Here is a 16,494-nt window from a genome sequence, read left to right on the forward strand (position 1 = left end):
GTGACCCCTGTTCAATTGCACGGCACGGGACTTGACAGCCACCGGCATTCACACCGGCGACACCGCCTCGTAAGAATCGCGTACGGGACGGGATATGCCTTTACCGGATCACTTATGCTCTGGAGTCATGGATGTCGACCTCCGCCATCTCCGCAACTTCCTGGCCGTCGCCGAGGAGGGCGGCTTCACGGCCGCCGCCCGGCGCCTGCACCTCGCCCAGCCGACCCTGACCAGAAGCATCCGGGCCCTGGAGGACACCCTGGGAGTCCGCCTTTTCGACCGCACGACCCGCAGGACCGCACTCACCGACAAGGGCCGGGAGCTGCGCAGCTCCCTCGTCCCGCTGCTGCACCAGCTCGACACCGCGCTCACCGGACTGCGCAAGGGCGAGTCCCTGCGCGTCGGCTTCAACTGGGGGCTGCCCGAAGGGCTTTCGGGCGTGGCGGCCCGGTTCGGGGACGACGCCGGGGTGACGGTGGAGTTCGTCCGCACCGACACCCCGATGGCCGGGCTGGACACGGGCGCCGTCGATATCGCCCTGCTGCGCGCCGATCCGCTGCCGAGGGGGCTGCGCGGGGTCCTGCTCTGCGAGGACACCCGCATCGCCGCCGTCCCGGGCCACTGGCCCCTCGCGGCCCGGTCCCGGCTGGGCTGGGCCGAGTTGGCGGACCTGCCGCTGGTCGTCAACACCGTCAGCGGCGTCACCTTCCCGGCGATGTGGCCGGAGAACCGGCGCCCCACGGTGGGCGCCGAGTGCCGCAACTACGACGAGTGGCTGGAGAAGGTGGCCGCCGGCCTGGGCGTGGGCTCCGCTCCCGCGGCCGCCGCGCGGCGCTACACCCATCCCGCGGTCCGGATGATCCCCCTCGACGACGCCCCCGTCGTCCGCGCCTACCTCGCCTACCCCTCGCACGGGGCGCACCCGCAGGCGGCACGCTTCGCGGACGAGGCCTGGCGCGCGGCCGACCCCCTCGCGACGGAGGCCGTCGCCGTCAACGAGCAGCCGGTCCAGGGCTGTTGACGCGCGCAGCTCCCCGCTCCCCGAGAAACGTCACTTCCCGAGGACGCCGCACAGGGCCGACGGGCCGGGGAAGTCCTCGGGAAGGGCGTCCATCAGCAGCTCGTCCACGCACTGCCCCAGCCAGTGCCCCGACCTGCGCAGCCGCCCGGCGAACCGGAACCCGGCCTTCTCGTAGGCGGCCAGCCCGGCACGGTTGGGCTCCAGCACCCTCAGCCACACCGAGCGCAGCGCCCCCAGATGGAAGGCCCAGTCGAGAGTCAGCCGGGTGGCCTCCTCCGCATAGCGCTTGCCGCGCATGACGGGAGCGATGAGGATCGCGAACTCTGCGGTCGCGGCGACGGAGTTGATCTGCAGCCAGGTGAGGCCGACCGGCTGCCGGTCCTTCAGGCGCAGGAGCTCGAACTGGACGTGGTCCCGGTCGACGCGCCGCCGCTCCCACGTGGCCAGGCGGGCCTCCCAGGGCTGGGGGAAGCGGCCGCCGTAGCCGAGGATGGTGGTCGGGTCGCTCTCCCAGGCGTGGTAATCGGGCAGCGCTTCGGGGCGGGGCATGCCCAGGGCGAGACGTTCACCGGTCAGCAGGACGTGCGGGCTGCTCATGCGATTCCTCAAGGGGGGACCGTGGGGACCGTACGGGGACGGTGGCGCGCGGCGCGGATTCTCGCAGGGGACGGCGGAGACCCGACCCCTGCCTCCCCCGTCGACATGCCCCTGACCAGCGCAGTCGCCGCTCCCGGCATCACCCGAACGGTCTACTGCGGCGGCTCCTCACCCCACCCGGCGCACCGGCTCGCCCGCGAGGAACGCCTCGATGTCCTCCACCGCCTGACCGAAGTAGCCCTCGTAGTTGCGCCGCGTCACACACCCGAGGTGGGGCGTGGCCAGCAGGTTCGGCAGCGAGCGGTACGGATGGTCCGCGGGGAGCGGCTCGATGTCGAAGACGTCGACGCCCGCACCGGCGATCCAGCCTTCGCGCAGCGCCGTCGCGAGCGCCTCCTGGTCCACGATCGCGGCGCGGGAGGTGTTGACCAGGAAGGCGGTGCGGCGCATCGCCTTCAGCTCCGCCTCGCCGATCAGGCCCCGCGTGCGCTCGCCGAGCGCCAGGTGCTCTGCCAGGGCCCGCCCTCGCGCAGGGCCGTGTTCTCGGGCACCAGCCCACGGGCCAGACCGTCTGCACGGCACCACCGTGCCCCGTAAGGGGCGCGGGGAACTGCGCGACCAGCCACGACGCACCCGCAGTCGCAGTCCGGGGCTTCGCCCCGGACCGCAGGGTGGTGCGTCGGCTGCGGACCACAAGTGGCCGGTCGCGCCCACGCGGCGGAGCCGCATGATGCAGCACAGCCCCGCGCCCCTTCGGGGCGCTACCGCACGGCCGCTGCCCCGAATTCCCGGACCGCGTCGTCGACGATCGTCTGCAGCCGCGCGTGGTGGGCGCCGCGCCAGTACACGCGCCCGCACGCGGTGCACCGGGCGAAGACGTCGTAGGTTCGCTGCGTGCCGTGCTCCAGCTGCTCGCGGACCGCGTCCTTGTCGGCGTCCCGGAGCGGACCGTTGCACGCGGTGCAGCGGGTCCAGGGGGCGAGGGCCGGGGCGAACCGGCCGAGCACGTCGCGGAGTTGTTCGTCCGGGCGGTCGCTGTAGACGTACGCGCCCGCCCACAGCTCGCGGCGGCGCAGCAGCCCGCGGTCGCGGGAGAGCATGACCCGGCGCTGGGAGGCGGAGAGTGCGGCGAGGGCGGGGTCGCCGATGTCCTCGCTCTCGTAGGCGGCGTCCACGCCCAGCAGCCGCAGCCGGCGGGCGAGCGTGCCCAGGTGCACGTCGAGCAGGAACCGCAGGGGCGCGCCCGGCAGCTCCTGGGGCCGGGCGACCGCCTCGACCTCGACGGTCTCCCCCGCGCCCGGTACGTGGGAGACGGCCGTCTCCCGGCCGTCGACCAGCAGCCGGCCGACCTCGGTGAGCGGGACGCCGAGCGACTCCACCACGTGGCCGAGCGTCGACGCGCCGTCGGTGACCACGGTGGTGCGGGCCCGGTGGCGCCGCCCCGGTTCGACGAAGACCTGCAGGCCGGGGGCGAAGCTGATGGCGATCTCGGGTCCGTTCACACCACCAGCATGCCACCGGCCCCGGACACTCCCGGCCCCGGGCCCCGTCATGAGGGCCGCTGCGGGCGGAACTTGGCGGCAGGGGGCAGGCGGGTGACAGTGCCCGCGGCGGCGCGCGTGTCGGGCCTCCTCGGGTGCACGCCGGGGGGAGGCTGCTACGCACGCGATAACCGGATTAACCCGACAAGCATGCAATGCGATGTGCCGGGTGCCCGGTTCCGGCCCCGATCGAGGAGAGCGGTCGATGGAATCCGTCTACCACATGATGGCCACCACCCTCAGCGAGCACTTCGGCGTCCCCGAGGAGCACATCCACCCGGACGCCACTTTCGAGGAGCTCGACATCGACTCCCTCGCCCGGGTCGAGATGCTCGCCGTGGTGGAGGACCGGCTGAAGGTGACCCTCGATCAGGAACCCCGGGGCACCACGCTCGGCGAGGCCGCCACCCAGGTCGAGCGGCTGCTGGCGGGCGGCACCGGCGGCGCGGCGGCGGCCGCGGGTCCCCCGCCGGGGGCGGGGCCCGCTTCGCTGCCCGGCCCTCTCCTGTGAGCGAACGCGAGGTCGCCGTCACCGGCATCGGCATGGTCACCCCTGCCGGGCTCGGCCGGGAGGCGACCTGGGACGGCCTGTGCGCGGGCGTCGGCGTCGGGGCCCGGGACGCGGCCCTGGCCGGGCTGCCGGTCGACTTCTCCTGCGCGGTCCCCGGCTTCGACGGGGACGCCCTGCTGGGCAGGAAGATCACCTGGCGCAACGACCGGTTCATCCAGCTGGCGCTCGTCGCCGCGCGCGAGGCGGTCGCCGATGCGGGGCTGGACCCGGCCGCCTGGGACGGCCCGCGCGTCGCGGTCGTCCTCGGCTCCGCCAGCAACGGCGGCGACCGCTGGCCCCAGGAGTACCGCAACCTGGCCGAGGGCCGGGTCTCGGCCATCTCCCCCACCGCGCTGCTGCGTTCGCTGCCCAACATGGTCGCCGGCGAGATCTCCGCGGACCTGCAGGCGCTGGGCCCCTGCCTCACCACCTCCACCGCCTGCGCCTCGGGGGCCACCGCCATCGGCACCGCCCGCGACCTGATCCGCGCGGGCGCCTGCGACATCGCCCTCGCCGGGGGCACCGACTGCGCACGGGTGCCCATGGGATCGGCCGCCTTCCACCGGATGCAGGCGCTGTCCACGCGCCGCGACGATCCGGCGGGCGCCTCGCGCCCGTTCGACGCCGACCGCGACGGCTTCGTCCTCAGCGAGGGCTCCGCCGTGCTCGTCCTGGAACGGCCGGAGCACGCCCGGGCCCGCCGGGCGCGGGTGCGCGGCTGGCTCTGCGGCTACGGCGCCTCCGGCGACGGCTACCACGCCACCCGGCCCGACCCGCACGGCGCGGGCGCCCGCCGCGCCCTGCTGGCCGCACTCGCCGACGCCCGCGCGCAGCCGCAGGACGTCCATCACGTCAACGCGCACGGCACCTCCACCGCGCTCAACGACCGGGTGGAGGCCGACCTGCTCGCCGAGGTCTTCCGCACCGCGCCGCCGGTCACCTCGCTCAAGGGCGTCATCGGGCACGCCCTGGGCGCGGCGGGCGCGGTCGACGCCGCGTGCTCCGTGCTGTCCCTGCAGCGGCAGCTGATCCCGCCCACCGCCAACCTCGACCGGCTGGACGCGGGCATGGAGCTGGACGTGGTGGCGAAGCGGCCCCGGCAGCACCGGATGGAGACCGTGGTCAGCAACGCCTTCGGTTTCGGCGGGCAGAACGCCGTACTCCTGTTCCGGACCGCGTGACGACGCCGCCGGACTCCGCAACGGCCCCGGCCCCCGCTCCCCCGGCCGCCGCGGCGCGCACCGGCCGGGCCCGCCCCTGGCTCGTCCCCGTCCTGGCCGCCGTGCTGACCGTCCTGCTCGGCGCGGCCGGGCTCGGCACCTCCGGCCGCCTCGCCAACGGCGGCTACACCGCCTCCGGCACCGAATCCGACCGCGCCGACGCCCTGTTGGCCGAGCGCTTCGGCACGGGGAGGACCGACCTGACGCTGCTCGTGCGGGCCGACGACGGTGATGTGGACGACGACGCGGCTGCCGCGCAAGGGCTGGCGCTCGCGCAGCGGCTCGCGCGCTCGCCAGGGGTGACGAGGGTGCGCGCGTACTGGACCGGGGACACCGGCCGGAACCCCGTCCTGCGCTCCGCCGACGGCTCGGCGGCGCTCGTCACGGCGGACCTCGCCGGAGCGGACCGGGACGCGGCGCGGACGGCCGCCCGCCTGGTGCCGCGGTTCACCGGCCGGCACGGCGTGCTGCGGGTGTCCGCGACCGGCCCGGCCTGGGTGAGCGTCGAGGCCGGGCGGGCCGGGGAGCGGGACCTGGTGCGGGCCGAACTCGTCGCGGCGCCGCTGACGCTGCTCGTGCTGGTGGTCGCGCTGCGCTCGCTGGTGGCCGCGCTGGTCCCGCTGGTGATCGGGGCGGTCGCCGTCGTGGGCACCTTCGCGCTGCTGCGACTGCTCACCTTCTTCATGCCGGTGTCGGTCTTCGCCGTCAACCTCACCAGCGCCCTCGGCTTCGGACTCGCCGTGGACTACGGGCTGTTCCTCGTCACCCGCTACCGGGAGGAGCTGCGCGCCGGCCTGCCCGTCGACGCGGCGGTGCGGCGCACCGCACGCATCGCGGGGCGCACGGTGGCGGTGTCCGCCGGGGCGGTGGGGCTGTCGATGTCGGCGCTGCTGGTGCTGCCGCTGCCGTTCCTGCGCTCGATGGCGTGCGCAGGAACGGGTGTTGCCGTGTTCGCGGCCGTGACGGCGACGGTCCTGGTCCCGCCGGTCCTGGTCCTGCTGGGCACGCGCGTCGACCGCTGGGATCCGCTGGCCGTCCTGCGCCCGTCCCGGGCTCCCCGGCCGGACAGCCCCGCCTGGCGCGCCGTCGCCCGTGCCGTCACCGCCCGGCCGCTGTGGTACGGGACGGGCTGCGCGGCCCTGTTGCTGGTGCTCGCCGCGCCCTTCGGCCATGTGCGCTTCGGCCTGCCGGACGAGCGGATCCTGCCCGCGCAGGCCGAGTCGTACCGCACCTCCCAGGACGTCCGCGAGAACTTCGCGGTGCGCACCGAGCGGAACCTGACGGTGGTTCTGCCGGCGGCGGACCCGGTGCGCGACCGCGCGGCGCTGCAGGCCTATGAACGGGCGGTGACGGACCTGCCGGGCGTCGCCCGCACCTCCCGCCTGCCCGGAACGCGGGGCGCGGCCCTGGTGGTGACCGGTCCCGACGCCCGCCCGCAGTCCGCGGCGAGCCGGGCCCTGCTGCGGCGGTTGCGGGCCCTGCCGGGGCCGGGCGGTGGGCAGTTGGTGACGGGGCGTGCGGCGGTGCTGGCCGACACCTGCGCCGCGGTGCGCGCACGGCTGCCGCTCGTGGTGGCGGTCGCAGGGGTCGCGCTTTGGGGGGTGCTGTTCCTGCTGACCGGGAGCGTGCTGCTGCCGGTGAAGGCCCTGGGCATCGGGGCGTTGAGCCTCGGAGCGAGCTTCGGGGCGATGGTGTTCATCTTCCAGGACGGTCATCTGCGCGGCGTGCTGGGGCAGTTCGCCGTGACCGGCATGCTCGATATGACGATGCCGCTGCTGATGTCGGCCATCGCCGTCGGGCTGGCGGTCGACTACGAGATCTTCCTGCTGTCGCGGGTGAAGGAGCACTACGTACGGACGCGCGACAACCGCGCGTCGGTCGTGGAGGGCGTGGCCCGCACCGGGCGGCTGGTGAGTACGAGCGCCCTCGCGGTGGCCGTCGTCACCGGCGCCCTGGCCACGTCGGGAGTGACGGTGCTCAAGCTGCTGGGCACGGGGCTGGCGACGGCGGTGCTCGTCGATGCGGTGCTGGTGCGCGGCGTGCTCGTACCGGCGTACCTGGCACTGCTGGGACGGGTCAACTGGTGGGCGCCGGGGCCGCTGCGGCGGGTGCACGGGCGGGTCGTGCGGCGTCTGGGGCTGGATGAGGGGCATTCCGCCGGACTTCGGTGACGAAGCAGGACTTCAATACGACTTATCACTCACTGGAGTGGAATAGCTGGCCTCACGGCTTGGCGAGTTGACATCCTTACGTCTCCAGATGGGTGCGAAATCCCGCACCGCATCAGGAGAAGGCCACCTGAAAGAGGAACTCCCATGGAAAAGACCGAGGTCTACGAGCCTCCGACCATCGTGGAAACCGGCGACTTCGCCGAGCTGACCCGCAGCAGCAACTACGGGACGTACGCGGACGGTTACTACACCGGCTGGTACTACCGGGACAATGCACGGGGCTGAGCCCTGAGGATTTCTCGTGGAACAACAGGAAATCTACGAGCCCCCTGTCGCAGTGGAGCTCGGCGACTTCACCGAGCTGACCCGTTCCTCCAACTTCGGCAGGAGCAACGACGGTTACCTGTACTGGTACGACTTCGCGAACGCACGAGGCTGACCACCGGAAAAGGAGCTTCCATGGAACAGCAGGAAATCTACGAGGCCCCCGCCGTCGTGGAGATCGGCGACTTCGCCGAGCTGACCCGCGGGCCCATCGCCTACGGCCACCCCGACGTGTACGGCTACTACTTCATGACCGCACAAGGCTGAGCGCGCGTGACAGGCGAGGTGTGGTTCGCGGTTCTGCCGGACGGTGAAGCGGGCCTCGCCGCGGCGCGAGCGCTGCTTCCCCAGGCCTCCCGGGTGATCCCGCACGCATCGGGACGGCCGTGGCTGATGGGCGACTGGCCGGACGGCCAGGTGACCGTGGCAGCAGCAGGGGAGGCGCGGCTGGCGGTGGTCGGGCGCTGCCCGGTCACCGCCGGTGCGCTGGCCGCGCGGCTGCGGCCGGTGCGGGAGGTCTCGGACGTGGAAGAGGCGGTCCGCGGTCTGGCGGGCAGCTTCCACGTGGTCGCCTCGGTCGCCGGCCGCGTGCGCGTGCGCGGCAGCGCGTCCGCGGTGCGGCGGGTGTTCCACGCCCGGATCGACGGCGCAACGGTGGCGGCCGGCAGTCCGTCCAGACTCGCGTCGCTGACCGGGGCGGAAATGGACGAGTCGGTGCTGGCGCTCTCCCTGTTGTCCGTACCGGTCTTCCACCCCCTGGACAATCGGTGCGTGTGGCGGGGCGTCCAGGCACTCGGACCCGACCAGTGCCTGCTGATCGAGAGGGACGGCCGGGCGCGCACCGCCAGATGGTGGCAGCCGCCGCAACCGGTGCTCTCCCGGACCGAAGGCGCGGCGGCGGTGCGCCGGGCCCTGGTCGATGCCGTGGAGAGCTGCACCACGGGCGGCGGCACGATCAGCGCGGACCTGTCCGGCGGCATGGACTCCACCAGCCTCTGCTTCCTCGCCGCCCGGGGCCCGGCACGGCTCGTCACGCTGCACTTGACCGGCGTCGATCCGGACAACGACGACACCACGTGGGCCACAGGTGCCGCCGCCGCGTTGCCGGACAGCGAGCATCTGCGGCCGGAGCACGCCCAGTTGCCCACGTGGCTCGCGGGGATCGGCAGCCTGGACGTCTCCACCGACGAGCCCGGCGGCTGGGTACGGGACGTCGGCCGGTGCGCGGCCCTCATCCCCCTTCTCGTCGGCCGGGGTTCGCGACTGCACCTCGTCGGCATCGGCGGCGACGAGCTGTTCTGCGCGCTCCCCCCGCACTTGCACGACTACATCAGGAGTCACCCCCTGGCAGCTATCGGCCGGATGCAACGTCAACGGGCGGCAGAATCGGCGCCCTTGTGGCCCGTCCTGCGCGAGCTTGCGGACCGGAGTACGTACGCGCGGTGGCTGACCGCCGAGGCGGGACGGCTCGCCGTACCGCCACCGTCCGCGCGCGGGCGAGAGCTCCCCTCCCCGGCCTGGGGGCCCGAGCTCCGCATGCCCCCGTGGGCGAGCCCCGAAGCCGTCGACCTGGTGCACCGCCTGCTCCGCGAGGCCGCCGACGGCGCCGAGCCGCTCGCGCCGCAGCGCGGCCAGCACGCCGCCCTCACCTACGTCCAGACGGGCGGGCGCGGTATCCGCCACATGAACCAGGTGACCACCGGCCTCGGCCTGGAGTACGCCGCCCCCTACCTCGACGACAACGTCATCGAAGCCGCACTCTCCGTCCGCGTCCACGAGCGCAACGCGCCTCACCGCTTCAAGCCGGTCCTCGCCACTGCGATGCGCGGCATCATGCCCGATCCCCTCCTGGAACGCCGCACCAAGGGCGATTTCACCGCCGACTTCCACGCCGGGCTGCGCGCGAACAAGGCCGCTCTCCTGCGGCTCTTCGACGACTCCCGGCTCGCCCGAGCAGGCCTGATCGACGCCGACGCCGTCCGTGCGAGCCTGATCGGCCCGCAGACCGGGCCGGACGCACAGCGCCTCATGGAGCCCACCCTGGCCTGTGAGGCCTGGCTCCGCTCCCGCCCCGACCCCCTCGCGCCTCCGCGCGCCGCCGTCCCCACCGGAGAACGCCCATGACCCTCACCCTGCGCACCGACGTCTGCGCGACCGACACCGACGACGGCATGGTGCTGCTCGACGAGGCCAACGGCCGCTACTGGCAGCTCAATACGACCGCCGCGCTCATCCTGCGCACCCTCCTCGGCGGAGCGACCCCCCAGCAGACGGCACACCGGCTCGGTGACCGCTACCCACAACTCACCGCCGAGCGCAGAGACCAGGACGTGGATGCCCTCGTACGCTCGCTCCTCGACGCACGCCTGGTGGTGCGGGCATGAGCCAGCAGATGGTCGCCGAAGCCCGGGAGAGCGTTCCCCTGCTCCACCGCCCGCCCGTTCTCCTCGCCGTCGCGACCGCCCGGCTGCTCATCCGGCTCTCGCCCCGCCGCCTGCGCCGCATGCTCGGGCTGGCACGGCGCGGCGCCGGAGCGGCCACCGCCGACCAGGCCCTCGCCGCCCGCAACGCCGTCGTCGCCGTCAGCGCCCGCTGCGCCGGAGAAGGCTGCCTCCAGCGCTCCGTGGCCACCGCACTGCTGTGCCGACTGCGCGGCACCTGGCCCACCTGGTGCACGGGGGTGCGCACGGGCCCGTTCCGCGCCCACGCCTGGGTCGAGGTGGACGGGCAGCCGATCGGCGAGCCGTACGCCGCCGGTTCGTACCGCACGATGATGACCGTACCGAGCCTGCCGCACACCCGCCCGTGACCGACGACCGGCCGACCGTCCTCACCCGCGGGCTGCGCAAGACCTACCCCGGCGGCACCGAAGCCGTGCGCGGCGTGGACCTGACCGTGCACCCCGGAGAGACCTTCGGCTTCCTCGGCCCCAACGGCGCCGGCAAGACCACCACCATCGCCATGCTCTGCACCCTCGCCCGGCCCACTGCCGGGCGGGCGCTCGTCGGCGGCTCCGACGTCACCACCGACCCCGGCGCCGTGCGCCGCCGCATCGGCCTGGTCTTCCAGGAGACCACCGTCGACCCCGACCTCACCGCCGCCGAGAACCTGCGCTTCCACGCCGAGCTCCACGCCCTGCCACGGGCCACCGCCCGTACCGCCACCGCCGACATGCTCGCCCTCGTCGGTCTGACCGCCCAGCGCGACCGGCTCGTGCGCACCTTCTCCGGCGGAATGAAGCGCCGCCTGGAGATCGCCCGGGGGCTGCTCCACAGCCCCCGGGTGCTCTTCCTCGACGAGCCCACCGCCGGCCTCGACCCGCGCTCGCGCGCCCAGGTCTGGGAGCACCTGCACCACGTCCGCACCCGGCACGCGGTCACCCTGTTCCTCACCACCCACTACCTGGACGAAGCCGAACACTGCGACCGGATCGCCGTCATCGACGACGGCCTCATCGTCACCGAGGGCACCCCGGCCGCCCTCAAGGCCGCCATCGGCGCCGACCGGGTCGACCTGCGCACCGCCGACGACCGCACAGCGGCCGCACGGCTCCGCGACCGCTTCGGCCTCGCCGCCGTCCCGGCCGCCGAAGGCCTGCGCATACACGTCCCCGACGGCGCCGCCTTCGTCCCGGCCCTCTGTGCCGGACTCGGCGTGCCACTGCTGTCCGTCACCGTCACGCGGCCCAGCCTGGACGACGTCTTCCTGCGCTGCACCGGCCGCACCCTGCGCGCCGCCGGGGAAGCATCGCCATGACCGGGCACCGAATCGCCCGACTCACCTGGCTCGGCGGGGAGTTGCGTGCCGCGCACGTCGTCTGGAAGCGCGAGATGATCCACCTCCTGCGCGGCCGGACCCGCGTGGCCCTGACCCTGCTGCAGCCGCTGCTCGTCCTCCTCGTCCTCGGCACCGGCCTGGGCGCCCTGATCCCGGGGAACTACCGCACCTTCCTCTTCCCCGGCGTCCTGCTCATGACCGTCCAGACGCCCGCGATCGCCGCCGGTGCCTCGCTCGTGTGGGACCGCGAGGCCGGCTTCCTGCGCGAAATGCTCGTCGCCCCCGTGCACCGCGCCACCCTCCTGCTGGGCAAGTGCGCGGGCGGCGCCACCGTCGCCACCTGCCAGGGCGCCCTGCTCCTCGCCCTCGCCCGCACCGCCGGCATCCCCTACGACCCTCTCCTCCTCGCCGCCCTCACCGCCGAACTCGCCCTGGCATCACTGGCGTTGACCTCGCTCACCGCCCTCGCCGCCGTCTGCATCACCCGCCTCCACACCTTCCAGGCCGTCCTGAGCTTCGCCCTCATGCCGATGCTCTTCCTCTCCGGCGCGATGTTCCCGCTCTCCGGTCTGCCGCACTGGCTGCTCCTGCTCTGCCTCGTCAACCCGCTGACGTACGCCCTGGACCCGCTCCGCCAGGCGATCGCCCACCACGCGCCGCACGGCGGGTCCACCCTCTCCGCCTGGCCCCTCGGCCACCGGCCGTCGGCCGCGGTGGAACTCGCCGTGACAGCGCTGATCGCCGTGGCGGCACTCACCGTGGCGGCACGGCGCTTCGCGCGGCCGGATTAGGACTGCCCGTCCGTTCGGGTGAATGTCATCGGCCGGTTCTTTGGACCGCGGAGCCCTCGGTAACGACTTGTGGTGCATCCACGCCTCAACCACCCGAGAATCTGCCGCCCGAGAATCTGCCGCCCAAGAATCTGCCACCCGAAAAGGGAGTCCCCCGTGCCTGTATCCTCCGCCCTCAACCACAAGGCCCGTGGCTACAGCCTGGCCCAGGCGTACTGGCTGGCGCAGGCGTCCGACCTCGCCTACAAGGACCGGCCCACCATCGAGAAGCAGGCGCGCAGTTGGGGGTTCGACCGGGTACGGCATCACGAGACGCGGTTCACGCCGCCGTTCCCGGTGCAGGACACCCAGGCGTACACCATGGCCAGCGACGACATGATCATCACCGCCTTCCGGGGCACGGAGCCGGCGGAGATCCGCGACTGGCTCTCCGATGCCGAGACCCCGCCGTGGCCGGGTCCGGCGGAGACGGGATACGTCCATTACGGCTTCGGCGAGGCCCTCGCATCGATCTATCCCGAAATCGAGGACGCGGTCCGGGAGTTCCGGACGAATGGCCAGACCCTGTGGTTCACGGGTCACAGCCTCGGCGGCGCCCTGGCCATGCTCGCCGGTGCGCGGCTCTATCTGGAGGATCCGAAGCTGCTGGCCGACGGCGTCTACACGTACGGTCAGCCCCGCACCTGCGACCGTCTGCTGGCCGCCGCGTACAACAAGGGCTTCAAACAGCGCATGTTCCGGTTCGTCAACAACAACGACATCGTGCCGCAGCTGCCGCCCGAGCCCGCGTACACGCACGTCGACGCCCTGCGGTACATCGACTCCGGCGGCAAGGTCCACGAGACGGTCTCGTTCTTCGACGGCATGACCGACCGGGCCAAGGGCCTGACGGCCGATGCGTTCGCCCCGGCGGGCGCCGGGGTGCGGGACCACTTCATGCGCAACTACATCGCCGCGCTGGAGAAGAACCTGGGGTGAAGACCGCCCACAGCTCCGGCGCCCGGCCCACAGGGGAGGGGCCGGGCGCCGGAGCGGTCATGGGGCTGGTGCGCGTCAGATCGTCGCGGTGTCGATGACGAACCGGTAGCGCACGTCGCTGGCCTGGACGCGCTCGTACGCCTCGTTGATCTGGTCGGCGCGGATCAGCTCGATGTCGGAGGCGATGCCGTGCTCGCCGCAGAAGTCCAGCATCTCCTGGGTCTCCGGAATGCCGCCGATCATCGACCCGGCCATGGACCGCCGCTGGCGGAAGAGGGCGGGCGGGGCGACGGTCAGCGCGTTCTCGGGGGCGCCGAGCTGGACCAGGGTGCCGTCGGTCTTCAGCAGCCCGAAGTACGCGTTCAGGTCCAGGTCCGCCGAGACGGTGTTGAGGATCAGGTCGAAGGTGCCGGCCAGGGCCTCGAAGGTGGCCGGGTCGGAGGTGGCGTGGTAGTGGTCCGCGCCGAGCCGCAGGCCGTCGTCCTTCTTGCGGAGGGACTGGCTGAGCACCGTGACCTCGGCGCCCATGGCGTGGGCGATCTTCACGCCCATGTGGCCCAGCCCGCCGAGGCCGATGACGGCGACCTTCTTGCCGGGGCCGGCCTGCCAGTGGGCGAGCGGCGAGTACAGGGTGACGCCGGCGCACAGCAGCGGGGCCGCGGCGTCGAGCGGGATGTTCTCGGGGATGCGCAGGGCGTAGTTCTCGTCGACGACGATGTTCGTGGAGTAGCCGCCGTGCGTGAAGGCTCCGTGACGGTCGGTGTCCGCGTAGGTGCCGACCATGCCGGGCTCGCCGGTGCAGTACTGCTGCAGTCCGGCCCGGCAGTTGTCGCACTCGCGGCAGGAGTCGACGAAGCAGCCGACGCCGACGCGGTCGCCGACGGCGTAGCGGGTGACGCCGGGGCCGACCTCGGCGACGATGCCTGCTATCTCGTGGCCGGGGACGATGGGGAAGGTCTCGTGCCCCCACTCGCCGCGCACGGTGTGGATGTCGGAGTGGCAGATGCCGGCGAACTTGATGTCGATCAGGATGTCGTGCTCGCCCAGCGCGCGACGGGTGATGGTGATGCGCTCCAGGGGAGCCTTGGGGGCAGGGGCCGCGTAAGCGTGGGCAGTGGTGTGCGTCATGTCCTCGATCCTGCGGCAGCCGGAAGATCGCAGCCAGGACCCGGCCGTGCCTACGCTTGCCGTTCCTACCACTGGCAGGACCACCCTCGGGGTCCGTGGGCACCCGCATACTGGTGGGTATGGACCAGCGCACCGAACTGAGCGAGTTCCTCCGCTCCCGTCGCGCCCGGCTGACGCCGGAGGACGTGGGGCTGACGGCGTACGGGGCCCGGCGGCGGGTGCCGGGGCTGCGGCGCGAGGAGCTGGCGCAGCTCGCCGGTGTGAGCGTCGCCTACTACACGCGGCTCGAACAGGGCCGGGGGCAGAACGTGTCGGCTTCGATACTGAATGCGATCGCCGACGCACTGCGGCTGGACCGGGCCGAGCGGGACCACCTCACGCACCTGGCCAGACCGGCCGGGCACCGCTCGCGCACCGCGGCCGCCCGCCCGCAGCGGGTGCGCCCGGCCGTGCAGAACCTGATCGACACCATGGAGAACGTGCCGGCGTACGTGCTCGGGCGCCGGATGGACATCATCGCCTGGAACCGGCTCGCCTGCGCCCTGCTCGGCGACTTCGCCGCCATGCCTGCCGCGCAGCGCAACATGGCCTGGCAGGCCTTTCTGGAGCCGGCCACACGCGAGCTGTACGTGGACTGGGAGTCCAAGGCGGCCGACCTCGTCGCGATGCTGCGGCTGGAGGCGGGCCGCCGCCCCGACGACCCCCGGCTCACCGCGCTGGTGGGCGAACTCTCCGTCAAGAGCGAGGAGTTCCGCAGCCTGTGGGCCGCGCACAACGTGCGGGACAAGTGCTACGGGGTGAAGCAGCTGCACCACGCGGTGGTGGGCACGCTGACGCTGGCGTGCGAGACGCTGGTGCTGCCGACCGACCTGGACCAGCAGTTGGTCACGTATCACGCGGAGCCGGGTTCGGAGTCCGCCGAGTCGCTGCGGCTGCTGGCCAGTTGGACGCTCGGCACGGCGCCGGAGGTTCCGGCGCGCTCCTCCTGACTTTTCGCGTAGTGCGCGTAGGCGGACGCGGCGCGGCCCCTGGATCCGGGGGAAGATCCAGGGGCCGCGCCTGTGCGCCTGCCGGTGGCGCGTTCAGGGGAGTTCTTACGGGAATTACGGGGTTTACAGGGTTTACGGGATCGTGGCTCCGGTGGCGCTCAGCGCCGCGGGCACCGGCTGGAAGAAGGTCTCGCCGCCGTTGGTGCAGTCGCCGCTGCCGCCGGAGGTGAGGCCGAGCGCGCTCTCGCCGTCGAAGAGCGGGCCGCCGCTGTCGCCGGGCTCGGCGCAGACGGTGGTGTCGATCAGGCCGTTGACCGTGCCCTCCGCGTAGTTGACGGTGGCGTTGAGGCCGGTGACCTGGCCGCCGTGGACCTGGGTGGTGCTGCCGCTGCGCTGGACGTTCTCGCCTACGGTCGCATCGGCGGCCCTGCTGATGGTCTGCAGGCTGCCGTTGTAGAGGTCGACCGCGCTGGGGTGGTCGACGTTCCCGGTGTAGGCCACGAGGGCGAAGTCGTTGCCGGGGAAGGTCGACGTCTCGGTGGAGCCGGCCTGGGATCCGCCCTGGGAGTCGGACCAGGTGGCCGAGGCGTTGCCGCAGTGCCCGGCGGTGAGGAAGTAGGGCTGGCCTCCCTTGGTGACGTTGAAGCCCAGCGAACAGCGCACTCCGCTGCCCCAGATGGCGTCGCCGCCGGCGAGCAGCGGCCGGAAGGTGCCGGAGGCCCGCTTGAGGGTGGCCTTGCCGCCGAGCCCGGCGACGACCTTGTTCAGCTGCGCGAGCTTGGCGCCCTTGACGGTGCTGTCGGCCTTGACGACGACCTTGTTGGTCCTGGGGTCGACGGACCAGGCGGTGCCGGGGATGGCGGCCTGCTGTTCCAGTGTCCGTCTGGCCGAGGCGAGTTGGGCGGCCGAGTACTGGACGTACCGGGCCTCCGCGCCTGCCGCCTGCACCTTCGCGGCGGCTGATGCATCGGTGACGTCGACGACGAGCGTGCCCGCCGATGCGTCGTAGTACGAGCCCGCCGCGCCGGCCCCGAGGCCGGCGGCCAGTTGCTGCCCGACCTGTGCAGCCCGGGCCGGGGACATGGCGGCGGTGTCGGACGCCGGAGCGGCGTGGGCGGTCTGGAGGGTGAGGGAGGATGCCGTGGCCAGGGCCACGGCGCCGGCGACGGCCAGGGCCGTGCGCCTCCTGGGTATCGTTGAGTCCTTCAACTCGGGCCTCCTGTGAGGGGGGTGTGCCCGTCGTGGTCGGCGGGCCCGGAGGACGTGGCGGCCTGGTACGCGACACAAGCGACCGAAAAACGTCGCGTCCATGCCAAGAGTCGTGCGATCGAGTATCGGACCGGCCCCGGCACCCCACAAGAACACATCCGGTCGCACACGATCGCGCGCCGCGGGCCCGCCGCCTTC

18 protein-coding genes and 1 pseudogene are annotated in these 16,494 nt (G+C 73.1%); 14 read left to right on the forward strand and 5 right to left on the reverse strand.

The window, feature by feature from the left end; all coding sequences use genetic code 11:
- Nucleotides 1-127: 127 nt before the first annotated feature.
- Nucleotides 128-1,021 (forward strand): LysR family transcriptional regulator, encoded by an 894-nt coding sequence (locus ACMATS_RS04475; RefSeq protein ID WP_414166963.1) that lies wholly within the window; start codon nt 128-130, stop codon nt 1,019-1,021.
- Between the two features lie 30 nt (nt 1,022-1,051).
- Here ACMATS_RS04475 and ACMATS_RS04480 read toward each other — a convergent pair whose 3' ends face one another.
- From ACMATS_RS04480 to ACMATS_RS04490, 3 genes and pseudogenes are all read right to left on the reverse strand, one after another.
- Nucleotides 1,052-1,618, reverse strand: a complete 567-nt coding sequence (locus ACMATS_RS04480; protein ID WP_414166964.1) for a GNAT family N-acetyltransferase — start codon at nt 1,616-1,618, stop codon at nt 1,052-1,054.
- Nucleotides 1,619-1,786: 168 nt separating this feature from the next.
- Nucleotides 1,787-2,125 (reverse strand): annotated as a pseudogene (locus tag ACMATS_RS04485) (NAD(P)-dependent oxidoreductase); the annotation flags it as partial.
- A gap of 254 nt (nt 2,126-2,379) precedes the next feature.
- Nucleotides 2,380-3,120, reverse strand: coding sequence for a Mut7-C RNAse domain-containing protein (locus tag ACMATS_RS04490; RefSeq protein WP_414166965.1), 741 nt, complete (start codon nt 3,118-3,120; stop codon nt 2,380-2,382).
- 244 nt (nt 3,121-3,364) lie between these two features.
- On the opposite strand from ACMATS_RS04490, the gene ACMATS_RS04495 reads away from it, so the two are divergent.
- From ACMATS_RS04495 to ACMATS_RS04550, 12 genes are all read left to right on the forward strand, one after another.
- Complete coding sequence (locus ACMATS_RS04495) at nt 3,365-3,670, forward strand: acyl carrier protein (RefSeq protein WP_390778738.1); 306 nt, start codon at nt 3,365-3,367, stop codon at nt 3,668-3,670.
- A complete protein-coding gene (locus ACMATS_RS04500) occupies nt 3,667-4,890 on the forward strand; it encodes a beta-ketoacyl-[acyl-carrier-protein] synthase family protein (RefSeq protein ID WP_414166966.1) in 1,224 nt (407 codons plus the stop codon). The genes ACMATS_RS04495 and ACMATS_RS04500 overlap by 4 nt, the downstream gene beginning before the upstream one ends.
- Nucleotides 4,887-7,100, forward strand: a complete 2,214-nt coding sequence (locus ACMATS_RS04505) for an MMPL family transporter (RefSeq protein WP_414166967.1) — start codon at nt 4,887-4,889, stop codon at nt 7,098-7,100. Before ACMATS_RS04500 ends, ACMATS_RS04505 begins: the two co-directional genes overlap by 4 nt.
- A 144-nt stretch (nt 7,101-7,244) precedes the next feature.
- Entirely contained in the window at nt 7,245-7,385 is a 141-nt protein-coding gene (locus ACMATS_RS04510) for a lasso RiPP family leader peptide-containing protein (protein WP_390778735.1), read from the forward strand.
- A gap of 16 nt (nt 7,386-7,401) precedes the next feature.
- On the forward strand, nt 7,402-7,539 hold the full coding sequence (locus ACMATS_RS04515) for a lasso RiPP family leader peptide-containing protein (protein ID WP_390778734.1): 138 nt from the start codon (nt 7,402-7,404) through the stop codon (nt 7,537-7,539).
- 20 nt (nt 7,540-7,559) lie between these two features.
- Entirely contained in the window at nt 7,560-7,691 is a 132-nt protein-coding gene (locus ACMATS_RS04520) for a lasso RiPP family leader peptide-containing protein (protein WP_390778733.1), read from the forward strand.
- A gap of 6 nt (nt 7,692-7,697) precedes the next feature.
- Nucleotides 7,698-9,548, forward strand: a complete 1,851-nt coding sequence (locus ACMATS_RS04525; protein ID WP_414166968.1) for an asparagine synthase-related protein — start codon at nt 7,698-7,700, stop codon at nt 9,546-9,548.
- A complete protein-coding gene (locus ACMATS_RS04530) occupies nt 9,545-9,808 on the forward strand; it encodes a lasso peptide biosynthesis PqqD family chaperone (protein ID WP_336412236.1) in 264 nt (87 codons plus the stop codon). The genes ACMATS_RS04525 and ACMATS_RS04530 overlap by 4 nt, the downstream gene beginning before the upstream one ends.
- Nucleotides 9,805-10,233 (forward strand): lasso peptide biosynthesis B2 protein, encoded by a 429-nt coding sequence (locus ACMATS_RS04535; RefSeq protein WP_414166969.1) that lies wholly within the window; start codon nt 9,805-9,807, stop codon nt 10,231-10,233. The genes ACMATS_RS04530 and ACMATS_RS04535 overlap by 4 nt, the downstream gene beginning before the upstream one ends.
- Entirely contained in the window at nt 10,230-11,180 is a 951-nt protein-coding gene (locus ACMATS_RS04540; protein WP_414166970.1) for an ATP-binding cassette domain-containing protein, read from the forward strand. The genes ACMATS_RS04535 and ACMATS_RS04540 overlap by 4 nt, the downstream gene beginning before the upstream one ends.
- The gene (locus ACMATS_RS04545) at nt 11,177-11,992 is read left to right on the forward strand and encodes an ABC transporter permease (protein ID WP_414166971.1); all 816 of its coding nucleotides are present in this window, start codon (nt 11,177-11,179) and stop codon (nt 11,990-11,992) included. The genes ACMATS_RS04540 and ACMATS_RS04545 overlap by 4 nt, the downstream gene beginning before the upstream one ends.
- Before the next feature lie 156 nt (nt 11,993-12,148).
- A complete protein-coding gene (locus ACMATS_RS04550) occupies nt 12,149-12,970 on the forward strand; it encodes a lipase family protein (RefSeq protein WP_414166972.1) in 822 nt (273 codons plus the stop codon).
- A 75-nt stretch (nt 12,971-13,045) separates the two neighbouring features.
- Here ACMATS_RS04550 and ACMATS_RS04555 read toward each other — a convergent pair whose 3' ends face one another.
- Nucleotides 13,046-14,098 carry an NAD(P)-dependent alcohol dehydrogenase gene (locus tag ACMATS_RS04555; RefSeq protein ID WP_414166973.1) on the reverse strand — a complete coding sequence of 351 codons (1,053 nt, stop codon included), beginning with the start codon at nt 14,096-14,098 and terminating at the stop codon, nt 13,046-13,048.
- A gap of 119 nt (nt 14,099-14,217) precedes the next feature.
- Between ACMATS_RS04555 and ACMATS_RS04560 the strand changes: the two genes are divergently transcribed.
- Nucleotides 14,218-15,087 (forward strand): helix-turn-helix transcriptional regulator, encoded by an 870-nt coding sequence (locus ACMATS_RS04560; RefSeq protein ID WP_390778726.1) that lies wholly within the window; start codon nt 14,218-14,220, stop codon nt 15,085-15,087.
- A gap of 132 nt (nt 15,088-15,219) precedes the next feature.
- Here the strand turns inward: ACMATS_RS04560 and ACMATS_RS04565 are convergent, their stop codons facing one another.
- Entirely contained in the window at nt 15,220-16,398 is a 1,179-nt protein-coding gene (locus ACMATS_RS04565; RefSeq protein ID WP_390778725.1) for a S1 family peptidase, read from the reverse strand.
- Nucleotides 16,399-16,494: the final 96 nt, after the last annotated feature.

The organism is Streptoverticillium reticulum (assembly GCF_047456005.1).
In the GTDB taxonomy this organism is placed as follows: Bacteria; Actinomycetota; Actinomycetes; order Streptomycetales; family Streptomycetaceae; genus Streptomyces; species Streptomyces reticulum.

Bases quoted from the DNA above. Each gene is read 5' to 3' on its own strand.
- ACMATS_RS04475 (WP_414166963.1), top strand. From the start codon at position 128: ATGGATGTCGACCTCCGCCATCTCCGCAACTTCCTGGCCGTCGCCGAG.
- ACMATS_RS04480 (WP_414166964.1), bottom strand. From the start codon at position 1,618: ATGAGCAGCCCGCACGTCCTGCTGACCGGTGAACGTCTCGCCCTGGGC.
- ACMATS_RS04495 (WP_390778738.1), top strand. From the start codon at position 3,365: ATGGAATCCGTCTACCACATGATGGCCACCACCCTCAGCGAGCACTTC.
- ACMATS_RS04510 (WP_390778735.1), top strand. From the start codon at position 7,245: ATGGAAAAGACCGAGGTCTACGAGCCTCCGACCATCGTGGAAACCGGC.
- ACMATS_RS04520 (WP_390778733.1), top strand. From the start codon at position 7,560: ATGGAACAGCAGGAAATCTACGAGGCCCCCGCCGTCGTGGAGATCGGC.
- ACMATS_RS04530 (WP_336412236.1), top strand. From the start codon at position 9,545: ATGACCCTCACCCTGCGCACCGACGTCTGCGCGACCGACACCGACGAC.
- ACMATS_RS04535 (WP_414166969.1), top strand. From the start codon at position 9,805: ATGAGCCAGCAGATGGTCGCCGAAGCCCGGGAGAGCGTTCCCCTGCTC.
- ACMATS_RS04545 (WP_414166971.1), top strand. From the start codon at position 11,177: ATGACCGGGCACCGAATCGCCCGACTCACCTGGCTCGGCGGGGAGTTG.
- ACMATS_RS04555 (WP_414166973.1), bottom strand. From the start codon at position 14,098: ATGACGCACACCACTGCCCACGCTTACGCGGCCCCTGCCCCCAAGGCT.
- ACMATS_RS04560 (WP_390778726.1), top strand. From the start codon at position 14,218: ATGGACCAGCGCACCGAACTGAGCGAGTTCCTCCGCTCCCGTCGCGCC.
- ACMATS_RS04565 (WP_390778725.1), bottom strand. From the start codon at position 16,398: ATGGACGCGACGTTTTTCGGTCGCTTGTGTCGCGTACCAGGCCGCCAC.